General features: G+C 61.5%; 19 protein-coding genes. 10 read left to right on the top strand and 9 right to left on the bottom strand.

What is annotated here, in order from left to right; all coding sequences use genetic code 11:
* Window positions 1-11: 11 nt before the first annotated feature.
* Complete coding sequence (locus AArcS_RS04135) at window positions 12-1,253, bottom strand: RNA-guided endonuclease InsQ/TnpB family protein (protein WP_238479156.1); 1,242 nt, start codon at window positions 1,251-1,253, stop codon at window positions 12-14.
* Between the two features lie 3 nt (window positions 1,254-1,256).
* On the bottom strand, window positions 1,257-1,379 hold the full coding sequence (locus tag AArcS_RS15845) for a hypothetical protein (RefSeq protein ID WP_259371239.1): 123 nt from the start codon (window positions 1,377-1,379) through the stop codon (window positions 1,257-1,259).
* A 292-nt stretch (window positions 1,380-1,671) separates the two neighbouring features.
* Here AArcS_RS15845 and AArcS_RS04130 point away from each other — a divergent pair, with 292 nt between their 5' ends.
* Both AArcS_RS04130 and AArcS_RS04125 read left to right on the top strand, forming a co-directional pair.
* The gene (locus AArcS_RS04130; RefSeq protein ID WP_238479155.1) at window positions 1,672-2,205 is read left to right on the top strand and encodes a halocyanin domain-containing protein; all 534 of its coding nucleotides are present in this window, start codon (window positions 1,672-1,674) and stop codon (window positions 2,203-2,205) included.
* Between the two features lie 95 nt (window positions 2,206-2,300).
* Window positions 2,301-2,732 (top strand): universal stress protein, encoded by a 432-nt coding sequence (locus tag AArcS_RS04125; RefSeq protein WP_238479154.1) that lies wholly within the window; start codon window positions 2,301-2,303, stop codon window positions 2,730-2,732.
* Here AArcS_RS04125 and AArcS_RS04120 read toward each other — a convergent pair whose 3' ends face one another.
* Window positions 2,733-3,884: an inorganic phosphate transporter gene (locus tag AArcS_RS04120; protein ID WP_238479974.1), complete on the bottom strand. Its 1,152-nt coding sequence runs from the start codon at window positions 3,882-3,884 to the stop codon at window positions 2,733-2,735.
* A gap of 228 nt (window positions 3,885-4,112) precedes the next feature.
* Here AArcS_RS04120 and AArcS_RS04115 point away from each other — a divergent pair, with 228 nt between their 5' ends.
* Entirely contained in the window at window positions 4,113-5,093 is a 981-nt protein-coding gene (locus AArcS_RS04115; protein WP_238479153.1) for an isocitrate/isopropylmalate dehydrogenase family protein, read from the top strand.
* A 92-nt stretch (window positions 5,094-5,185) separates the two neighbouring features.
* Entirely contained in the window at window positions 5,186-5,326 is a 141-nt protein-coding gene (locus AArcS_RS04110) for a DUF7557 family protein (RefSeq protein ID WP_238479152.1), read from the top strand.
* Between the two features lie 19 nt (window positions 5,327-5,345).
* Here the strand turns inward: AArcS_RS04110 and AArcS_RS04105 are convergent, their stop codons facing one another.
* The 4 genes from AArcS_RS04105 to AArcS_RS04090 all read right to left on the bottom strand — a co-directional run bounded on the left by AArcS_RS04105 (window position 5,346) and on the right by AArcS_RS04090 (window position 7,713).
* Complete coding sequence (locus tag AArcS_RS04105) at window positions 5,346-5,927, bottom strand: DoxX family protein (protein WP_238479151.1); 582 nt, start codon at window positions 5,925-5,927, stop codon at window positions 5,346-5,348.
* A gap of 87 nt (window positions 5,928-6,014) precedes the next feature.
* Window positions 6,015-6,479 carry a DUF5799 family protein gene (locus tag AArcS_RS04100; protein WP_238479150.1) on the bottom strand — a complete coding sequence of 155 codons (465 nt, stop codon included), beginning with the start codon at window positions 6,477-6,479 and terminating at the stop codon, window positions 6,015-6,017.
* Between the two features lie 54 nt (window positions 6,480-6,533).
* Window positions 6,534-6,920: an OsmC family protein gene (locus AArcS_RS04095; RefSeq protein WP_238479149.1), complete on the bottom strand. Its 387-nt coding sequence runs from the start codon at window positions 6,918-6,920 to the stop codon at window positions 6,534-6,536.
* Window positions 6,921-6,984: 64 nt separating this feature from the next.
* Window positions 6,985-7,713, bottom strand: coding sequence for a metal-dependent hydrolase (locus tag AArcS_RS04090; protein WP_238479148.1), 729 nt, complete (start codon window positions 7,711-7,713; stop codon window positions 6,985-6,987).
* A gap of 180 nt (window positions 7,714-7,893) precedes the next feature.
* On the opposite strand from AArcS_RS04090, the gene AArcS_RS04085 reads away from it, so the two are divergent.
* From AArcS_RS04085 to AArcS_RS04075, 3 genes are all read left to right on the top strand, one after another.
* Complete coding sequence (locus AArcS_RS04085) at window positions 7,894-8,157, top strand: hypothetical protein (protein ID WP_238479147.1); 264 nt, start codon at window positions 7,894-7,896, stop codon at window positions 8,155-8,157.
* 79 nt (window positions 8,158-8,236) lie between these two features.
* Entirely contained in the window at window positions 8,237-10,408 is a 2,172-nt protein-coding gene (locus AArcS_RS04080; RefSeq protein ID WP_238479146.1) for a DHH family phosphoesterase, read from the top strand.
* Between the two features lie 43 nt (window positions 10,409-10,451).
* Window positions 10,452-12,110, top strand: a complete 1,659-nt coding sequence (locus tag AArcS_RS04075; RefSeq protein ID WP_238479145.1) for a tRNA uridine(34) 5-carboxymethylaminomethyl modification radical SAM/GNAT enzyme Elp3 — start codon at window positions 10,452-10,454, stop codon at window positions 12,108-12,110.
* A gap of 64 nt (window positions 12,111-12,174) precedes the next feature.
* On the opposite strand, the gene AArcS_RS04070 is transcribed toward AArcS_RS04075, so the two are convergent.
* Window positions 12,175-13,134, bottom strand: a complete 960-nt coding sequence (locus AArcS_RS04070) for a sensor histidine kinase (protein WP_238479144.1) — start codon at window positions 13,132-13,134, stop codon at window positions 12,175-12,177.
* Window positions 13,135-13,266: 132 nt separating this feature from the next.
* On the opposite strand from AArcS_RS04070, the gene AArcS_RS04065 reads away from it, so the two are divergent.
* Together AArcS_RS04065 and AArcS_RS04060 are read left to right on the top strand one after the other, a co-directional pair.
* On the top strand, window positions 13,267-13,461 hold the full coding sequence (locus tag AArcS_RS04065; protein WP_238479143.1) for a DUF7511 domain-containing protein: 195 nt from the start codon (window positions 13,267-13,269) through the stop codon (window positions 13,459-13,461).
* Window positions 13,462-13,541: 80 nt separating this feature from the next.
* Window positions 13,542-13,952 carry an SHOCT domain-containing protein gene (locus AArcS_RS04060; protein ID WP_238479142.1) on the top strand — a complete coding sequence of 137 codons (411 nt, stop codon included), beginning with the start codon at window positions 13,542-13,544 and terminating at the stop codon, window positions 13,950-13,952.
* On the opposite strand, the gene AArcS_RS04055 is transcribed toward AArcS_RS04060, so the two are convergent.
* Entirely contained in the window at window positions 13,953-14,735 is a 783-nt protein-coding gene (locus AArcS_RS04055) for a ZIP family metal transporter (RefSeq protein WP_238479141.1), read from the bottom strand.
* A gap of 89 nt (window positions 14,736-14,824) precedes the next feature.
* On the opposite strand from AArcS_RS04055, the gene rqcH reads away from it, so the two are divergent.
* Entirely contained in the window at window positions 14,825-16,945 is a 2,121-nt protein-coding gene (gene rqcH, locus AArcS_RS04050; RefSeq protein WP_238479140.1) for a ribosome rescue protein RqcH, read from the top strand.
* Window positions 16,946-16,962 lie beyond the last annotated feature (17 nt).

Below are 16,962 nucleotides of genomic sequence, written 5' to 3'. Positions count from 1 at the left end.
ACTACCCTACCCTACTCGCTCACGGCTGACGCCGTTCGCTCCTTGAGGGTAGGGCTTCCTGATTCTACGACGCGCTTTGCAGATACAGGCGTATCCACAGGGAGCGCAGTCTCTACAGGCGTTGATTCGGAGTATCCCACTCCTATGTCTTCGAGGCCGCGAGAAAGAATGTTCCACGCCGCGTTCGCGTCCCTGTCCGCCTCAAACCCGCAGGCGGGACAGGAATGTTCACGGACCCACAACGGCTTCTCCGTCGAAACGCCGCACGCCGCGCACTCCTTGGTCGTCCCTCCCGGGTTGACCGCGACGAAGTGCGTCCCCTCGCGCTCACACTTGTATTCGAGCAACGAGAGGAACGTTCGCCACGCCGCCGACGCCCTGTTGCGACTGTTCGACGGTGATTCGAGCATCCTCTTCACGTTCAAGTCTTCGACCGCCACGAAGTCGTACTCTCGGGCGTAGTACGCCGAGAGCTTGTGGAGGAAGTCGCGGCGCTTCCGTCGAAGGTCGGCGTGACACTCCGCGACCCGTCGCCGTTGCTTCTCCCAGTTGTTCGACCCGTGTTCCTTCCGTGAGAGGGACCGCTGTTCGCGTTCCAAGCGTTCGCGCTCGTCGGTGAGGTCGAGCGACCCGACCGCCGTCCCGTCGGTGTCGTGGGCGTACTTGAGAATTCCTACGTCGATACCGACGTATTTCTCGGGGTTCTCAGGCGGTTCGGGTGGTTCGCGGTCCATTTCGACGCCGAAGGTGGCGAACCACTCGCCCGTCGGTTCCTTCTTAACCGTGACCTGTTTGAGCGTCGCGTCGTCGGGGATGGCGCGGTGGAGTCGAATCGGTATGTTTCCGAGTTTCGAGAGTGACAGCACAGTCTGACCGCCCTTCTTGTCGAGCTTGAAGCCAGACTGACTGTACGTGAAACTGCGGAACTCCCGTGGCGACTTCCACTTGAGTTGACCGACGCCGTAGCCGTTCTTCTTGAGCGCCGAGAGTCCTTTGAGGTTGTCGAACAGGCGTTCCACGACGGTTTGGAGGACCTTCGAGTACACGTCCGAGAGGCCGTCCCACCACTTCTTGAGGTCGGGAAGTTCCGACCGAAGCGTGGTCATGGACGGCAGTTCGCCGTGTTCATCTTGGTACTCGTTGAGGCGGTAGAGCGTGTGGTTGTACAGTTGCCTACAAATGTCTCGGTGGCGGTCCAACTCCTCGCGGTGGGCGTCGGACGGTTTGAGACGGTACTTGTAGGCGTAGTACATCCGTTACTCTCGCTCCTCGATTAGTTCATCCAATTTTTCTTGAACGAACGAGGAAAGGTTCAGGTGGTTTTCCTGAATCCACTCGGCTTGGTCGTCGCGGATAGAGATGTTCTTGCGCGTTGCCACACCACACAATACACAAACTACACAAATAAGAGTTGCGATTGCGTGGGCCTGTGGGCCGAGTGTTGAACGTGTTTGCTACTCGTGCGGCGCTGTATCCCCTCCCTACTCGCTCCCTTCGGTCGCTCCTTGAGGAAGGGGGCTTAGCGCCTCGGTTCAGCTAAAACCGCCGTAGATTCGTTTTTCTGAGTTGCTGACGGAGAGAGTAGCTGTATCTATTGTACAGCATCAATCAATACATATCAATATAACTATACCACTGTGCTTTTGACCATAGAAACCAACCTCGCGGTGCATGTCGAACCAACAGAGCCGCCGCCGATTTATCGCTGCGAGTGGAACCGTCGCCCTCACTGCCCTGGCCGGCTGTGCCGATGACGGCGATGAAAACGGAGCCGTGGAGGTCGACGATAGCGACGACGAGAACGGAACAGAAAACGATGACGACGGATCTATCGGCGAGATCGACGAGGTCCCTGTAGCGATCGAGGAGTATCTACAGGACGCGCCTAACTACGATGGGACGATGGTCGACGCGACAGGCGAGGAGCAGGTGACAGTCTCACTGACTGACACCAACGTCTTCGAACCGGCCGCGATCCGGATCGACTCGGGCACGACCGTCGAATGGGTCTGGGAGGGTGGTGCGCACAACGTCGTCTCCGACGAGGATTCCGCATCGGACTTCAACAGCGGTGATGTCGTTGCCGAAGACGGGACGACTTTCGATCAGTCCTTTGACGACGACGGGATTCAGCTGTACTACTGTGAACCCCACACTGCTGAAGGGATGTACGGCGCGATCGATGTCACCGAGACCGAAGGCTGATCGACCACCCGCAGTAATTGCGTTTTTGTCCCGCTTCTTTGTCCCGCCGGACCGGTCGCCGTGAGATACAAAACCCCGCCAGTCGAAGATCATCTGTGGCACCTTCACACGTCCTCGTCCCGCTGGACGGCTCGCCGCTGGCTGACGACGCACTCGAACACGCACTGGAAACGTTCGAGTGTCCGATCACGGTTGTGAACGTCATCCTGCCGCTCGACGCGCCGATGAGCGAGGGGGGTCTTCTCGGCGCTGATGAGGAGCGAGTCGGTGCCGCCCGCGAGCACGCCGAACTGGTAATCGAGCAAGCGGAACGTCAGGCAGACGTGGCGGATCGAACGGTCGACATCATGATCGAGACTGGTGATCCGGCGGACGTGATCCTCGACGTTGCCGAGGACCGTGACGTCGATCACGTCGTCATGGGCGGGCACGGCGGCGACGCGAATCGGATCGCAAAACGGCTCCTCGGGACGGTTGCGACGAAAGTCGTGGCGGAAGCTCCGGTGTCCGTGACTGTGATCAGGTAGTTACTGAATTCCCAGCACGGTCGAAAGCAGTTGATACAGCCCGAAGCCGATGACGATCGACGTCGAGAGCGTGATCAGCCAGAACGCCAGCGTGACGCCGATCTTTCTGCGCGAGACGCCAGCCGAGCCAGCGGCGAGCCCGCCCCCGATCACGCCCGAGATGATGATGTTATTGAAGGAGGTGGGGATGCCAAGCGCGATTGCGATCTGGGCGATGATGAAGCCGGGGACAAGCGCGGCGATCGACCGACGAGCTCCCAGCTGGGCGTACTCTCGGGAGGTTGCCTGCAGCAGCCGTGGTGCGCCCATCCATGCACCGGCAAGGATCCCCACTGCACCGATCGTCAGCAGGACGATTCCTGGGAGCCCGAGTTCGACGCCAAAGAGGTTTTCGAGGGGGCCGGTTGCCAGTCCGACCTGACTGCCCCCACTGGAGAAAGCGACGACACCCCCCAGCACGAGGAGGAACGTTTTGATACCCTTTTCGGCCGATTTTATGGTCTGCTTGCGGATAAACGAGAACCCCACAACGCCGAACACGAGGGTTACGAGCACGACAGCGACGTCGATCCCAAGCACTGTGGGTTCTCCGACGAGCCGCGAGACGAACTCCGCAACCGAATTCTGGTCGATTTCCGGTGGCGACGGTATCACGCCGAGTCGAATATTCGCGAGGATCCCACCGACGATACCCGCCAGCAGCGGAACTCCGACAGTATCGGGAATGTCGTCCCGTCTGAGTAGTTTCGCGGTTATATAGGCCATCCCACCGGAGGTCGGGGGGACGAGGAGCCAGAAGGTGACGAGTTCGCGATACGTATCGATTGCCGGCGCGCCGCCGAGCGAGAGCCCGACACCGACCATCGCTCCGGTCGTCGCGAACGCCGCTGGCACCGGATACCCGGAGTAGACACCGAAGATCATGAATGACGCAGCAGTGATGAGTCCCGCAATCGCGGCGAGCGCGGTAATCTGAACGTCGAGAATCAGGCTCTGTCCGACAGTCTCGGAGATCGCACCACCCTGCGTGAGCGCGCCCAGCGCCGCAAGGATGCCGATAATAAACGCCGCTCGCATTGTCGAGATGGCGTTCGCGCCGATCGCCGGGGCGAAGGGGGGCGAGTTGCTGTTCGCGCCGAGCGCCCACGCCATAAACAGGCAGGTGAGGGTCCCCAGGCCGACGAGCGCCCAGAACGCAACCGACACGTCAGGGCCACCCCGATCTGCGACACTTGGTCCTCGGGAGCGCCGACGGGTCGTGAGTTCCGATCCCGGTAGCGTACATATCATGGGATGTGTCGGCGGAGCGGTTAATCCTTGAGGTGACGTCGCGGTGTCGAACCGAATCCCTTTCTTATCCTCACAGCATCTGGGGTGGTAATGACACATCGGATCGCCGTGATCCCGGGCGACGGAATCGGACAGGAAGTGACCCCAGCGGCAGTCGAGGTGCTCGACGCCCTCGATATCGAGTTCGATTTCGTCGAGGGGGATGCGGGTGACGCGACGAAAGCCGAAACTGGTGAAGCGCTTCCACAGGATACCCGCGAACTCGCACGCGGTGCCGATGCGACGCTGTTCGGTGCAGCGGGCGAGACCGCCGCCGACGTGATCCTCCCGCTGCGTGAGGTCGTCGGCTCCTTTGCCAACGTTCGCCCGGCAGTCTCCTACCCCGGCCTCGACGCCGTCCAGCCCGATACCGACCTCGTCTTCATTCGTGAGAACACCGAGGGCGTCTACTCGGGGATCGAAAGCGAAATCGCCGACGGCGTGACGACGCTGACTCGCGTCATCACCGAGGACGCCTCACGGGATATCGCCGAGTTCGGCTTCGAGTACGCCGAGACGAACGGCTACGACGACGTGACGATCGCCCACAAGGCAAACGTCATGCGCGAGACGGACGGGCTCTTTCTGGAGACCGCCGAGGCCGTCGCCGAGGAACGCGGCGCGGAATACGACACCGCCCTGATGGACGCGCTGGCGATGCATCTGATCACCCATCCCGAGGACTACGGCGTCGTCATCTGTCCGAACCTCGCGGGCGATATGCTGTCGGATCTGGCGGCCGGACTCGTCGGCGGTCTCGGACTCCTCCCGAGCGCGAACGTCGGGTCGGAGAACGCGCTGTTCGAACCGGTCCACGGCTCTGCGCCCGACATCGCCGGTGAGGGCGTCGCCAATCCTACCGCAATGATTCTGTCGGCCGCGATGATGCTCGACCATCTCGGATACGGCGAGGACGGTGACCGGGTCCGCGATGCGACCGAAGCTGTCCTCGATGCGGGGCCACGCACACCGGATCTCGGCGGCGATGCGTCCACCGAGGACGTCACCGCGGCGATCATCGAGCGGCTCTGAGTGTCCGGTTACTCCTTTTGACTGTATTTTCCGGGGGTCTGTCAATGGTGAGCCCCGACGATTAAGCGACCCCCGCGCGAAATCCAACGTATATGCCAGAAATAGATCTCGACGAGGAGACGATCGAACGACTCGACAACCTGCAGGTCGAGGACGAGTCCTACGACGAGCTAATCAACGAACTGATCAACATCTATCAGGCTGAAGAACTGACGTTATTCAAAACTGAGTAGTAGTTCCCACCCGGTCAGCTTAGCCCAGCAGGTAGCGCAGCCACGGATTCTGCTGGACGATCTCGGTCTGTTCGAGTTTGGAATCGAGGCCGAGGATCCGGCCAGCGCCGAACGCGCCGAGACCGAACAGCAAGAGCATGTAGACAAAGGAGCTGTCGATGAAGTAGCCGTTCTCGACCGGGAACCCGGCCATGAGTCCACCCTCCCACGCGGCGGTCCAGAACATGAGCATCTGGATCGCACCCATCATAGCCGCAAAGCGGACGAAGACGCCGAACAGGAGTGCAAGTCCGATGAGTACCTGTCCGAAGATCACGAGCGGGTCGAACAGCCAGGCGAGGTCGGCGAATGCGGCGAACATTCCGCTGAGCGGGTTCGCCGGATCGATTGCGTTTTCGAGAAATCCTGCCGAACTCCACGCGAGCGGATCGCCGAAGCCACCTTCGGCCCACTTTTCGATCCCTGCCTGAAAGAATATCCACGCCATCACGAGACGCAGGGAGAGCATCGAGTAGCCGACCCACGTCTCCGAGTATTCGTAACTTACCGTTCGACCGAACATCTCGGTTTCGAGCGTCCGTTCCGATGGTTGCGTTGCCATTATTGTTGCCTCCAGTTCTGGGTTCTCAGGCAAAACCCTTCAAATGACGGGGTCGGTTTTCAAAGAGTGGGAACTACAGTTTTCGGGCTATTCAGACGCTCTCGCTGCCGCATTGCATGCCGTCTCCCACTGTCCCTGTGATTCGAGATGGGACTGTAGTCGCTCTGCGTACTCCTGAGCGAGAGTCTCGGCTGCTTCGATCCGCTTGGCGTCCCCACCGCCGTCACCACCCATCCCGAACACACCCAGTATGCTGTCGATGATGCCGCCACCCCCACTGCCTCCCGACGACCCTCCCGGGGCTCCGCCCATCGCGCCCATCTGATCGCGCACGTCGTCCAGTGCGGGCATCACCTGCGGGACGCTCTCCGTGTTTGCGACGACCCGGGCCTCCTCCGGCGTCTCGGGGTTCTCGATCTCCAGCTCCACCGCGGTCATGATCATCCCCCACTCCTGGCTGGAAAACTCGGATGCCTGTACCTGTTCCGAAAACTCTTGATCTACTTTCATACGTGCGCCGACGATCCTGTCGGTCCAGTCACTGTTGCCCATATCGGTCGTACGGCTAACAGCCGTATTAGATCTGTGGAAAACGGAGCCGCCCGATCAGTCGTTGATCGTCACGTCGGCGTGCAGACTCTCTTTGAGCGCGTCGTGGACCTTGCAGAGTTCCTGAGCGCGCTCGTTGACCTTTGCTGCCGTCTCGTCGTCGAGGTCGGCCTCGGTCGTGACGTCGAACGAGATCGATTCGAGCTTGTCGTCGTCGTTCAGTTCGCCCGTAACCGCGATCTCGACCTCGCCGAGGTCGCCGCCGCCACGTTGTTCGGAGCCGACGCGGAGCGCCGGGACGAAACACGCGCTATACGTGGCGAGCAGTGTTTCGAGCGTGTCAGGCGCGTCCTCGCCGGTGGCGTCGATGGTCGTCTCGAACTCTCGAATCTTGTTCTGCGTCGAAAAGCCCTCCGTGGAGGTGCTGTGTACTTCTTTGGCCATAGCAGCCACTGTTTCAACGCCCGTCGTTGTAAGGGTTGTTCAATCGGAAAGCGGATGGTGAAAGCTACGACGATAGCTCGAAGCTCTCGTCGCCGTCCAGCACGTGGACGTCAGCGTCGCTTCCCGTCGCTTTCACCTCGCGGACGAAGTCGTCCGTGTCGATCTCGATCGGCGGGAACGAGTCGTAATGCATCGGGAACGCGTGGTCGACATCGAGCCAGTCGACTGCGATTGCCGCCTGCATCGGCCCCATCGTGAAGTGATCGCCGACCGGAACGGCCGCGGCGTCGGGTTCGAGATACGGCGCGATCACGTCGCGCATCTCGGTCATCAGCCCGGTATCGCCTGCGTGGTAGAACGTCGTACTCTCCTCGTCAGCGACCTGCGTCGGCTTCGTGTCGCTGATGACGTAGCCCGCCGGCATTCCGGCACTGGGTGCCTCGAAGCCCGAGCCCACGCCGTTCGAGTGGTCGGCCCGGTGCATCGTCACGTAGGCGTCGCCAAGTTCGACCGTTCCGCCGAGGTTCATTCCGATCACTGCGTCCTCGTCGACACCGTGCTCGCTGACCACGTGTCCGGTCACTTCCGGGTTGCCCACGACTGTCGCGTCCTCGAAGGCCCCAACATCGGCGACGTGGTCGTCGTGACCGTGGGTGAGAAGCACGTAATCGGGGGAGTCTATGTCCGTAGGGTCGAGATCTGTCTTCGGGTTATCGAAGAACGGGTCGATCAGCAGGTCGGTGTCTCCGACGACGATGCGCCAGGTCGAGTGACCGTGCCAGGTGAGTTCCATGGTACGTCGGGGCGTACTCCCTTCATCCACTTAGTGGTAACTGAATTGACTGATACGGAGTCCCATAGATACCCAACAAGAACGTACCGGTCACCGGCAGGTACTGGCACGTTCCGGCGCTCCAGCGCTGAAGGCGGTCGCGAGGATGGGACTTTTGAGCCTCCCGGATAAACTGTGTCCATGCTCACACTACAACTGGACGACTTCATGCTCGAACTGAAAGACGGCGCGATCAAGAACGTCGGGCCGTCGAACAAGACCGCGACGGCGAAGCTATTCGACGTGGAGCAAGCAACAGCGCGGGAGTTCGGCGACAAGCGCGTCAAACTCGTGTTCGAGGATGCTGAGGGCAGCGAGATACAGGTGGCACTGTTCCCCGAAGACGTCCGATCCATCGCCGAGGATATCGACCAGCTAGAAGCGGAGAGTCCGGCCTTCGAGTAGTCGATCCGACGTCAGTCCCGGCCACGCGCCGAGAGAGTTTCGACAACAGTTTTAGGGCGGGGCTATTCAATTCGATCAAATGAGCAACTGTATCATCTGTGGCAAGCCCGTGGATGGGCTCGTCTGTAGCACACACGAAGAGGACGTTGCGTTCGAGTTCCGTGGGAACTCCCCGGAGCAGCTCACGCCGAACCGGTATTATAAGGGTGAGGTCGATGGCTTCGCCGAGTTCGGCGTCTTCGTCAACATCGGCGATAGCGTCACCGGCCTCCTCCACCGTAGCGAACTCGATCAGCGACTTGACAGCCTCGACTGGGACACTGGCGACGACATGTACGTCAAGGTCAAATCGATTCGGGACAACGGCGATGTCGATCTGGGCTGGTCGATCCGACAGGAAGACCGGGATTTCCGCGGCCGACTGATTGACGCACCGAGCGGCGACAAAAAGTACGACGAGGACGAGTCGGGAAACGCCGATAAGTCGTCGGCAACGGTCGACGACGATACAGCACCTGACACGACGGACGAGACGGTGGCTCCGAACGGTGGCACGACGCAGGGAGAACAGCAGACCGGGGACGCGACGACGGTAGTCGACGAAGCAGTCGAGACGCTCGTCGACGAGTCTGCCGATGCGGACGACGCGGAATCGTCCCTCGAAGATGGCGAATCGGACGAGGAAGAACCGGACGACGATATCGAGGCGGATGAGCCGGAGCCCGACATCGACGACGAGCCAGCAGACGATGTAGCGGCGGAGACGATCGAACGTTCCGAGATCGACACGCTCGGAGACAGAGTCGGCGACCGCGTCCGGATCGAAGGAGAAGTCGTGAGCGTCCGGCAGACCAGTGGCCCGACGATCTTCGAGCTGCGAGACGAGACCGGCACCGTCGAGTGTGCCGCCTTCGAGGAAGCGGGCGTTCGAGCGTACCCCGAGATCGAGACCGACGACTTCGTCAGGCTCGACGGCGAGGTCGAACTCCGACGCGAGGAACTGCAGGTCGAGACCGCGGCCCTGATGGAGCTGACCGGCGGCGAGCGCGCCGTCGTCGAAGAGCGACTCCGGGACGCGCTCTCGGAGGCTGCCCGGCCCGAGGAGATCGAGCTGCTGGCCGACCACGACGCCGTCGCCGCAGTCGAGGATGGAATCGAAGCCGCAACGACGGCGATCCGTCGCGCCATCATGATCGGTCGACCGATCGTCGTTCGCCATAGCGCGACCGCCGACGGCTACGCGGCCGGTGCCGCACTCGAACGCGCTGCACTGCCCCTGATCCGCGAGGAACACGACCGACAGGATGCGATCTACAACTACTTCAATCGACGACCGCTCGAAGGTCATATCTACGACATGGAGGCCGCGACCAACGACGTGACGAACATGCTGGAAGCCCGTGAACGACACGGCGAACAGCTACCCCTGGTCGTGCTTGTGGACGTCGGTAGCACGAAAGAGTCCAGAGACGGCTACGAACTGCTGGATGTCTACGACGTCGAACGCGTTGTAATCGACACCCACGCGCCGGACGAGGGCGTCGATTCGGCCGTCGATACCTTCGTCTCCGCCGAGGATGTCACGACACCCGCGATCGCAGCGAACGTCGCTGCGGCGGTCAACCCCGACGTTCGCGCTGATCTCGAACACGTCCCCGCAGTTGGGTACTGGGAAGCCGCTCCCGAGCAGTACGTCGAGCTTGCCAACGAAGCGGGCTACGACACCGAGGCAGTACAGGAGCTCCGCGAAGCGATCGCGCTGGAGGCGTTCTACCAGACCTACCGCGACAAGCGCGAACTGATCACGGACCTGCTGTTCGAGCGCGCCGAGGGGCTCGCCGGGCACGTCAGCGAGCAGTTCCGAACGAAACTCGACACCGAGATCGAGACCGCCGAACGGAACCTGACCACGCGGGAGGCAAAAGGCGTTCACTTCGCGGTTCTCGATACCGACGCCTACACCCACCAGTACGACTTCCCGACGACGACGCTACTCGTCGACGCGCTCCACCGTCGCGAGAGCGAGGAGCTGGGGACGCCGCTCGTGACGCTCGGCGTCGACGACGACGAGATCCATGTGCGTAGCTCGGTTGGCCTCGACGTCCGAGAGATAGCCGACCAGGCAGCCGAGCGAGCCAACAACGCCGCCGTTTCCGCGGTGGGTGGCCGTGACGGTCACATCGAGTTCCTCGCGGGCGGCCGTGACGACGTGCTCGAAGCCGTCATCGCATCGATCGCGAGCGAGCTGTAACCAGTCGATACTCTTATTCGCCGCAAGTCGCTTTGATCGGGTAATGAGTACCGAGTCGGACGCCACCGAAAGCGAGGCGTTCGAGAACGCCTGTTCGGAGCTTGTCGATCAGATCCTCGCGGGGGAGATAGAGCGAGACGACCTGGAGAGCGCCAAGCTCGATGTCTGCTCGGAGTTTTCCTCGCCCAAGGTGCCAAAACATACTGACCTACTGGATTACGCACCGCAGGAGCGCCGCGAGGAACTGGAAGCCGTCCTGCAGCGCAAACCGGTCAGAACGGCCTCGGGCGTCTCGCCGGTGGCGATCATGACCAGCCCGCACAACTGCCCGCACGGGAAGTGTCTGTACTGTCCCGGCGGCCCGGGCTCGGAGTTTTCGAGCTCACAGAGCTACACTGGCCACGAGCCAGCGGCGGCCCGTGGCGAGCAGAACGACTACGATCCCTACGGGCAAGTGACCCTGCGGCTCCACCAGCTCCGGGAGATCGGCCATCCCGTCGACAAGGTCGAGCTGATCCTGATGGGCGGGACGATGACCGCCCGGAGCCACGACTATCAGGAATGGTTCGTCAAGCGCGCCCTCCAGGCGATGAACGACTACGATCTGGAGGCAGAGCCCTCGCCCGCCGAGGAAATGAGTTTCGCACCCGACCCCGAAGACGTCGAGTTCGAGTATCTCGAAGACGTCATCGCGCGAAACGAGACAAACGAGATCCGCAATATCGGGACGACGTTCGAGACCAAACCGGACTGGTGTGACCCCGAACAGATCGACCGAATGCTCGATCTGGGTGGGACGAAAGTCGAGGTCGGCGTCCAGACTACCTTCGAGCGGATCAACCGCGAGATGCATCGCGGTCACGGCGCACAGGCGTCGATCGACGCCAACCGCCGGCTTCGGGACGCCGCGTTCAAGGTCGGCTTCCACATGATGCCCGGCCAGCCCGGTATGTCCCACGAAATGTGTATCGAGGACTTCCGCCGGCTGTTCGAGGACGAGGAGTGGAAGCCCGACTACCTGAAGATCTACCCGACGCTGATCGTCCGTGGGACCCGGACCTACGACATGTGGCACGACGGCGAGTACGATCCCCTGACCAACGAGGAGGCCGCCGAAATCGTCGCCGAGATCATGTCGATGATTCCCCGATACACTCGGCTCCAGCGCGTCCAGCGGGACATCCCCGCGGACTTCATCGACGCAGGCGTCTGGAAGTCCAACCTTCGCCAGCTTGCCTGGAAGGAGATGGACAAGCACGGCTGGGAGTGTGAGGACATCCGGTCCCGTGAAGCGGGGATGAATGATGAAGAGCCCGAGAATATCGAACTCGACGTGATGACCTACGAGGCAAGCGGCGGGACGGAACACTTCATCAGCTTCGAAGATTTCGAGAAGGACATTCTGGTCGGCTTCTGTCGACTCCGGCTCCCGAACGACCCCGTGCGCCGGGAGCTACAGGACGCCGCGCTGGTCCGGGAACTGCACGTATACGGCAGCGAGGCCGCGATCGGACAGGACGCCGCCGGAGACCAGCACCAGCACAAGGGGTATGGTCGACGCCTCATCGAGACGGCAGAGGAACTGGCCGCCGACGCTGGCTACGGCAAGGTCAGCGTGATCAGCGGCATCGGTGCCCGCGAGTACTACCGTGAGAAGCTGGGGTATTATCAAGACGGGCCGTACGTGAGCAAGCGATTGTAGCGAGCGAGGGCGGTCCGAGCGAGCAGTTTTTGGCCGAGATTTTTCGAGGAGTGTAGCGAGCCGTTCAGTCGGCCACCGCCTCGATCCGGTCGTTGACGCTCGCCTCGGCATCGAGGAGCGTCGTTCTGGACCCGGCCTGAAATTCGAACGACACTGTCGTTCCGCTGGAATCCTCGGTGTCGAACTGGACCCGCCCGTCGTGTAGCTGTGATACCCACCTGACCAGCCACAGGCCGACGCTACTGGCGTGGACGAGTGCAGTCTCTTCACCTGCATCGAGTGATCGCAGTTCCGCATCCGGGATTCCCGGACCGTTGTCTTCGATGTCAAGCGAGACCGCGCCGTCCGTCCGATCCAGCGAGATGTGGATCTGACGAAGAGATTTTTCGTTGTGTCTGACCGCGTTTTCGAGGACTTCCCGGACCGCGTATCGGATCGACTCGTCGCATTCGACCCACGCTCTGGACGGGAGATCGGTCGTGATATCGACGGCGAGATTCCCCGACCCGGCGTGTTCAACCTCGCTCTTGACGATTTCGACGAGGTCTACAACGTGCTCGTCGCTAAGGGTCGGATCGACGTTTTCGAGCATCTTTAGCTTCTCGCTGATTGCCGTAATCCCTTCGGCAGTCTGCTGGACCGCTCTGGCGTGGTCCCGATCCGTTTCGCAGTCCAGACGCTCGGTGAGGATCTCGGCGTACCCCTGTATCACGTTGATGTCGTTTCGGATGTTATGTCGGAAGACCCGGTGGAGCACCTGCAGTTGTTCGTTCGCAGCCCGTAGCTTCGTCTGGGCGGTTGACATCTGCTGGCGGTGGATGGTCGAGAGCAGGTAGATCAACACGGCAGAAAGAGCGATGAAGGTCCAGCTTTTTGCCAGTCCGATCGCAGTCGGCGGTGCCTGAGCGGTAAAGAGCGCCGCCAGCAGCAAATCCGTGGCAGGGACCCAGAGAATTCCGAATACCAAGTACCCGAGCGAGATTTTCAGCGGCGACATGCTGATCAGGGACTTGACGCGACTCATACGGAGTATCAGTAGTTCGATGCCTATAACCATGGCGACTGGCAATAATTTCACAGGAACGGTAAACGCCAGAGTTAATAATAATGGAGTAGAGAATAATAACACTGCCGTAGCGGTCCCACAATACTACCCGTGAACGAATCACACGAGCTCCACGAAGACGAGAGCGCCCAGAACCTCACCGGGCTCCGCGCGATAATCGAAGAGTACGACAACGAAGCCGACGAGTGTACTATTTTCCCGTCCGACGTCCCGGACGACCGGGAGACGACCACCTGGATCTCGGCGAAAGCAGAGTCGTTCGTAGCCCTCGACGACCGACAGTAATCAGACCAATTTATCCGTACTTCGGGGACCACCCGTAGGAATACCGACAGTTTTTATCAGTGCCGTCGTAGGTGCAACCCATGCACGAACGAACCGCAGAGCGGTTCCGCGAGAACGCTGTCGGAATCGCGTCGACAGTCGTTACCGGGACGTGGCTGGCGATGCTGTTTCTGATCCCCGACAGCATGGCCTGGCTAGCATTCTTGCTCTTTGGTTACATCGTTATCGTCCCCGTGACCGCGATGCTGTTCGGCGACGAAGAGGAGATGGAAGAATGGGTCGACGAGTACGACGGGGAAGTGTCGACACCACGAGACGACGACTCTCACCCGAGAGATGCCCTCGAAACGCTGCGGACTCGATACGCTCGCGGCGATCTCACTGACGAGCAGTTCGAGCGGAAACTCGACCGGTTGCTGGAAACGGAGACGCTCGAAGACGTCGAGGATAGACAGCGGCGCAAGGAACGCGATGTCGAATTCGAGCACTGATCAGACCGCGAGCGCGACGTCCACCACGAGCATCACGCCGAACCCGGTGAGGAAGGTGAGCGTCGCCAGATCGGCGTAGCCGTGGCCGTGGCTGGAGGGAATCATCTCCCGGAAGACGACGGCGACCATCGTTCCGGCCGCAAATCCGGCTGCCGCGGGGAACAGTCCCGAGACGACCGTAACGAGCACGAACCCGAGTGCCGCTGCGATCGGTTCGGGGACCGCACCCGAAAGCGTCGTGTAGAGGATCGTATTCCCCTTCGAGAGCCCTGCCCTGTCCGCGGGGACGGCCATCGCGAAGCCGTCAGGGATGTTCTGGACGCCGATTGCGATGGCAAGAGCGACACCAACGGCGTCGAAGCCGCTGGCAAAGGCGATCCCGATGGCCAGCCCCTCCGGGATGTTGTGGATAGTGATCGAGCCAGCGATCAGCACGGCCTGTCGCCAGTTTTCGGCGTTCTTGAGCGTGATATCGTCATCAGCGCCGTGAACCACTGGCCCGCGAAAGTACAGGTGAACGTGCGGTAACAATCTGTTAGCACCGAGCAGGGCGATACCGCCGACCAGAAAACCGCCCAGCACCTCGCCGATGCCGCCGAGTTCGAGGCCGGGGACGAGCAGGGCGAACACGGCCGCACCGAACATGATCCCCGCCGCCATCCCGACCGCACCATCGTAGGTTCGGTGGCTGATCCGTCCGGTGATCAGGACCGGGAGTGCGCCGATTCCGGTGGCACAGCCAGCCGCGAGCGCGATTAGCGTGACTTCCAGCAGTGAAACCATCGATACGACCACTTGACAGTTCGTCGGGAGGGGACTTCAGTATCCATGCGGAGCGACACGCATTTTTGCCCCCGGCAAGACCTGTGGGTATGGACCAGAAGCAGGAGCTGACGAGCGTCGACCTCGCCGCCCTCGTCTCCGAGTTCGGAGCGTACGAGGGGGCGAAAGTCGACAAAGCCTATCTCTACGGCGACGACTTCCTCCGGCTGAAGATGCGGGATTTCGACCGCGGTCGCGTCGAGTTGCTGGTCGAGATCAGCGACGTCAAGCGTGCCCATCTCGCTGCGCCCGAGCGCGTCCCCGACGCGCCGGGGCGACCGCCGAACTTCGCAATGATGCTTCGCAACCGGCTTTCGGGTGCGGACTTTGCCGGGGTAGAGCAGTACGAGTTCGACCGGATCCTCAGTTTCGAATTCGAGCGCGACGACGAGAACACGACCATTGTCACCGAGCTATTCGGGCCGGGCAACGTCGCTGTCGTCGACCCGAACAACGATGTGATCGACTGTCTCGACACCGTCCGGCTGAAATCCCGGACCGTTGCTCCCGGCGCACAGTACGAGTTCCCCGAATCGCAGATCCATCCGCTGACGATGTCCTACGAGGCCTTTGTCGCGATCATGGACGACTCCGATTCCGACGTCGTCCGGACCCTCGCAACACAGCTCAACTTCGGCGGGCTCTACGCCGAGGAGCTCTGTACCCGCGCAGGCATCGAGAAGACGACCGACATTGGCGATGCCGACGAGTCGGTGTACGAACCGCTGTACGCCGCCATCGACGAACTCGCGGTCGAACTGCGGACCGGAGGCAGAGACCCCCGCGTGTACTACGAGGAAACCGACGAGGGGAGCCGACGGCAGGTCGACGTGACGCCGATCCCGCTGGAGGAGTACGATCACCTGGAGAGCGAGGTCTTCGACACGTTCAACGCCGCCGTCGACGAGTATTTTTATAAACTCGATCTGACCGAAGAGGAGGAAAGCTCGGGCGAGACACAGCGGCCCGACTTCGAGAGCGAGATCGAGAAACAACAACGGATCATCGAACAGCAGGAGGGCGCGATCGAGGGGTTCGAGCAGGACGCCGACGTCGAGCGCGAAAAGGCCGAGTCGCTGTACGCCAACTACGATCTGGTCGACGAGGTGCTCTCGACGATTCAGGCCGCCCGAGCCGAGGACGTGCCGTGGGACGAGATCGAGGAAACCTTCGAACAGGGTGCAGAACAGGGGATCGCAGAGGCCGAAGCCGTCCGCCGGATCGACGCCGACGAGGGATTCGTCACCATCGACATCGACGGCGTCGACGTGCGCCTCGACGCGAGCGAGGGCGTCGAACACAACGCTGATCGATTGTATCGGGAAGCAAAGCGTATCGAAGAAAAGAAAGAGGGCGCGCTGGCGGCCATCGAGGACACCCGCGAGGCGCTCGAAGACGTCAGGCAGCGCCGCGACGAGTGGGAACGGCGACAGGAGCAAGACGACACGGACGAGGAGGGTGACGACGAAGAGACCGATCGCGACTGGCTCTCCATGCCGTCGATCCCCGTCCGTAGCTCCGAGCAGTGGTACGAGCGCTTCCGCTGGTTCCGCACAACCGACGGCTATCTCGTGATCGGCGGGCGGAACGCGGACCAGAACGAGGAACTGGTCAAGAAGTACCTCGACAAGGGCGACCGCTTTTTCCACGCGCAGGCCCACGGCGGCCCGGTGACGATTCTGAAGGCCACGGATCCGAGCGAGGCGGCACGCGATGTCGACGTCCCTGACTCCAGCGAGCAGGAGGCCGCACAGTTCGCGGTATCCTATTCGTCGGTCTGGAAGGATGGCCGCTACTCGGGGGACGTCTACGCAGTCGACCACGATCAGGTCTCGAAGACGCCCGAGAGCGGCGAGTTTCTGGAGAAAGGCGGCTTCGCGATCCGTGGCGACCGCGAGTACTTCCGGGACGTCGAGATCGGTGCCGCGGTCGGGATTACCTGTGAACCGTCGACGCGTGTAATCGGTGGGCCACCCGCCGCGGTTCGCGAACACGCCGAGACCGTGATCGAGGTCGAACCGGGCAGGTACGCACAGGGAGACGTGGCAAAACGGATCTACCGGCAGTTCCGCGAGCGGTTCGCGGATACCTCCTTCGTCCGGAAGGTCGCGAGCCCCGATCTGATCCAGCATTTCCTGCCGCCGGGCGGGAGCCGAATGCTGGACGAGTAGGGGGGACCAGACAGTCT

It is taken from the genome of Natranaeroarchaeum sulfidigenes (genome assembly GCF_017094485.1).
In the GTDB taxonomy this organism is placed as follows: Archaea; Halobacteriota; Halobacteria; order Halobacteriales; family Natronoarchaeaceae; genus Natranaeroarchaeum; species Natranaeroarchaeum sulfidigenes.
Note: the sequence above shows the minus strand (reverse complement) of the source record. Positions and strands in the feature narration are given on the sequence as shown.

Excerpts from the sequence above, each read along its gene's own strand:
- AArcS_RS04135 (WP_238479156.1), bottom strand. The coding sequence starts at position 1,253 with ATGTACTACGCCTACAAGTACCGTCTCAAACCGTCCGACGCCCACCGC.
- AArcS_RS04130 (WP_238479155.1), top strand. The coding sequence starts at position 1,672 with ATGTCGAACCAACAGAGCCGCCGCCGATTTATCGCTGCGAGTGGAACC.
- AArcS_RS04120 (WP_238479974.1), bottom strand. The coding sequence starts at position 3,884 with ATGGCGTGGGCGCTCGGCGCGAACAGCAACTCGCCCCCCTTCGCCCCG.
- AArcS_RS04115 (WP_238479153.1), top strand. The coding sequence starts at position 4,113 with ATGACACATCGGATCGCCGTGATCCCGGGCGACGGAATCGGACAGGAA.
- AArcS_RS04110 (WP_238479152.1), top strand. The coding sequence starts at position 5,186 with ATGCCAGAAATAGATCTCGACGAGGAGACGATCGAACGACTCGACAAC.
- AArcS_RS04105 (WP_238479151.1), bottom strand. The coding sequence starts at position 5,927 with ATGGCAACGCAACCATCGGAACGGACGCTCGAAACCGAGATGTTCGGT.
- AArcS_RS04100 (WP_238479150.1), bottom strand. The coding sequence starts at position 6,479 with ATGGGCAACAGTGACTGGACCGACAGGATCGTCGGCGCACGTATGAAA.
- AArcS_RS04095 (WP_238479149.1), bottom strand. The coding sequence starts at position 6,920 with ATGGCCAAAGAAGTACACAGCACCTCCACGGAGGGCTTTTCGACGCAG.
- AArcS_RS04090 (WP_238479148.1), bottom strand. The coding sequence starts at position 7,713 with ATGGAACTCACCTGGCACGGTCACTCGACCTGGCGCATCGTCGTCGGA.
- AArcS_RS04085 (WP_238479147.1), top strand. The coding sequence starts at position 7,894 with ATGCTCACACTACAACTGGACGACTTCATGCTCGAACTGAAAGACGGC.
- AArcS_RS04080 (WP_238479146.1), top strand. The coding sequence starts at position 8,237 with ATGAGCAACTGTATCATCTGTGGCAAGCCCGTGGATGGGCTCGTCTGT.
- AArcS_RS04075 (WP_238479145.1), top strand. The coding sequence starts at position 10,452 with ATGAGTACCGAGTCGGACGCCACCGAAAGCGAGGCGTTCGAGAACGCC.
- AArcS_RS04070 (WP_238479144.1), bottom strand. The coding sequence starts at position 13,134 with ATGAGTCGCGTCAAGTCCCTGATCAGCATGTCGCCGCTGAAAATCTCG.
- AArcS_RS04060 (WP_238479142.1), top strand. The coding sequence starts at position 13,542 with ATGCACGAACGAACCGCAGAGCGGTTCCGCGAGAACGCTGTCGGAATC.
- AArcS_RS04055 (WP_238479141.1), bottom strand. The coding sequence starts at position 14,735 with ATGGTTTCACTGCTGGAAGTCACGCTAATCGCGCTCGCGGCTGGCTGT.
- rqcH (WP_238479140.1), top strand. The coding sequence starts at position 14,825 with ATGGACCAGAAGCAGGAGCTGACGAGCGTCGACCTCGCCGCCCTCGTC.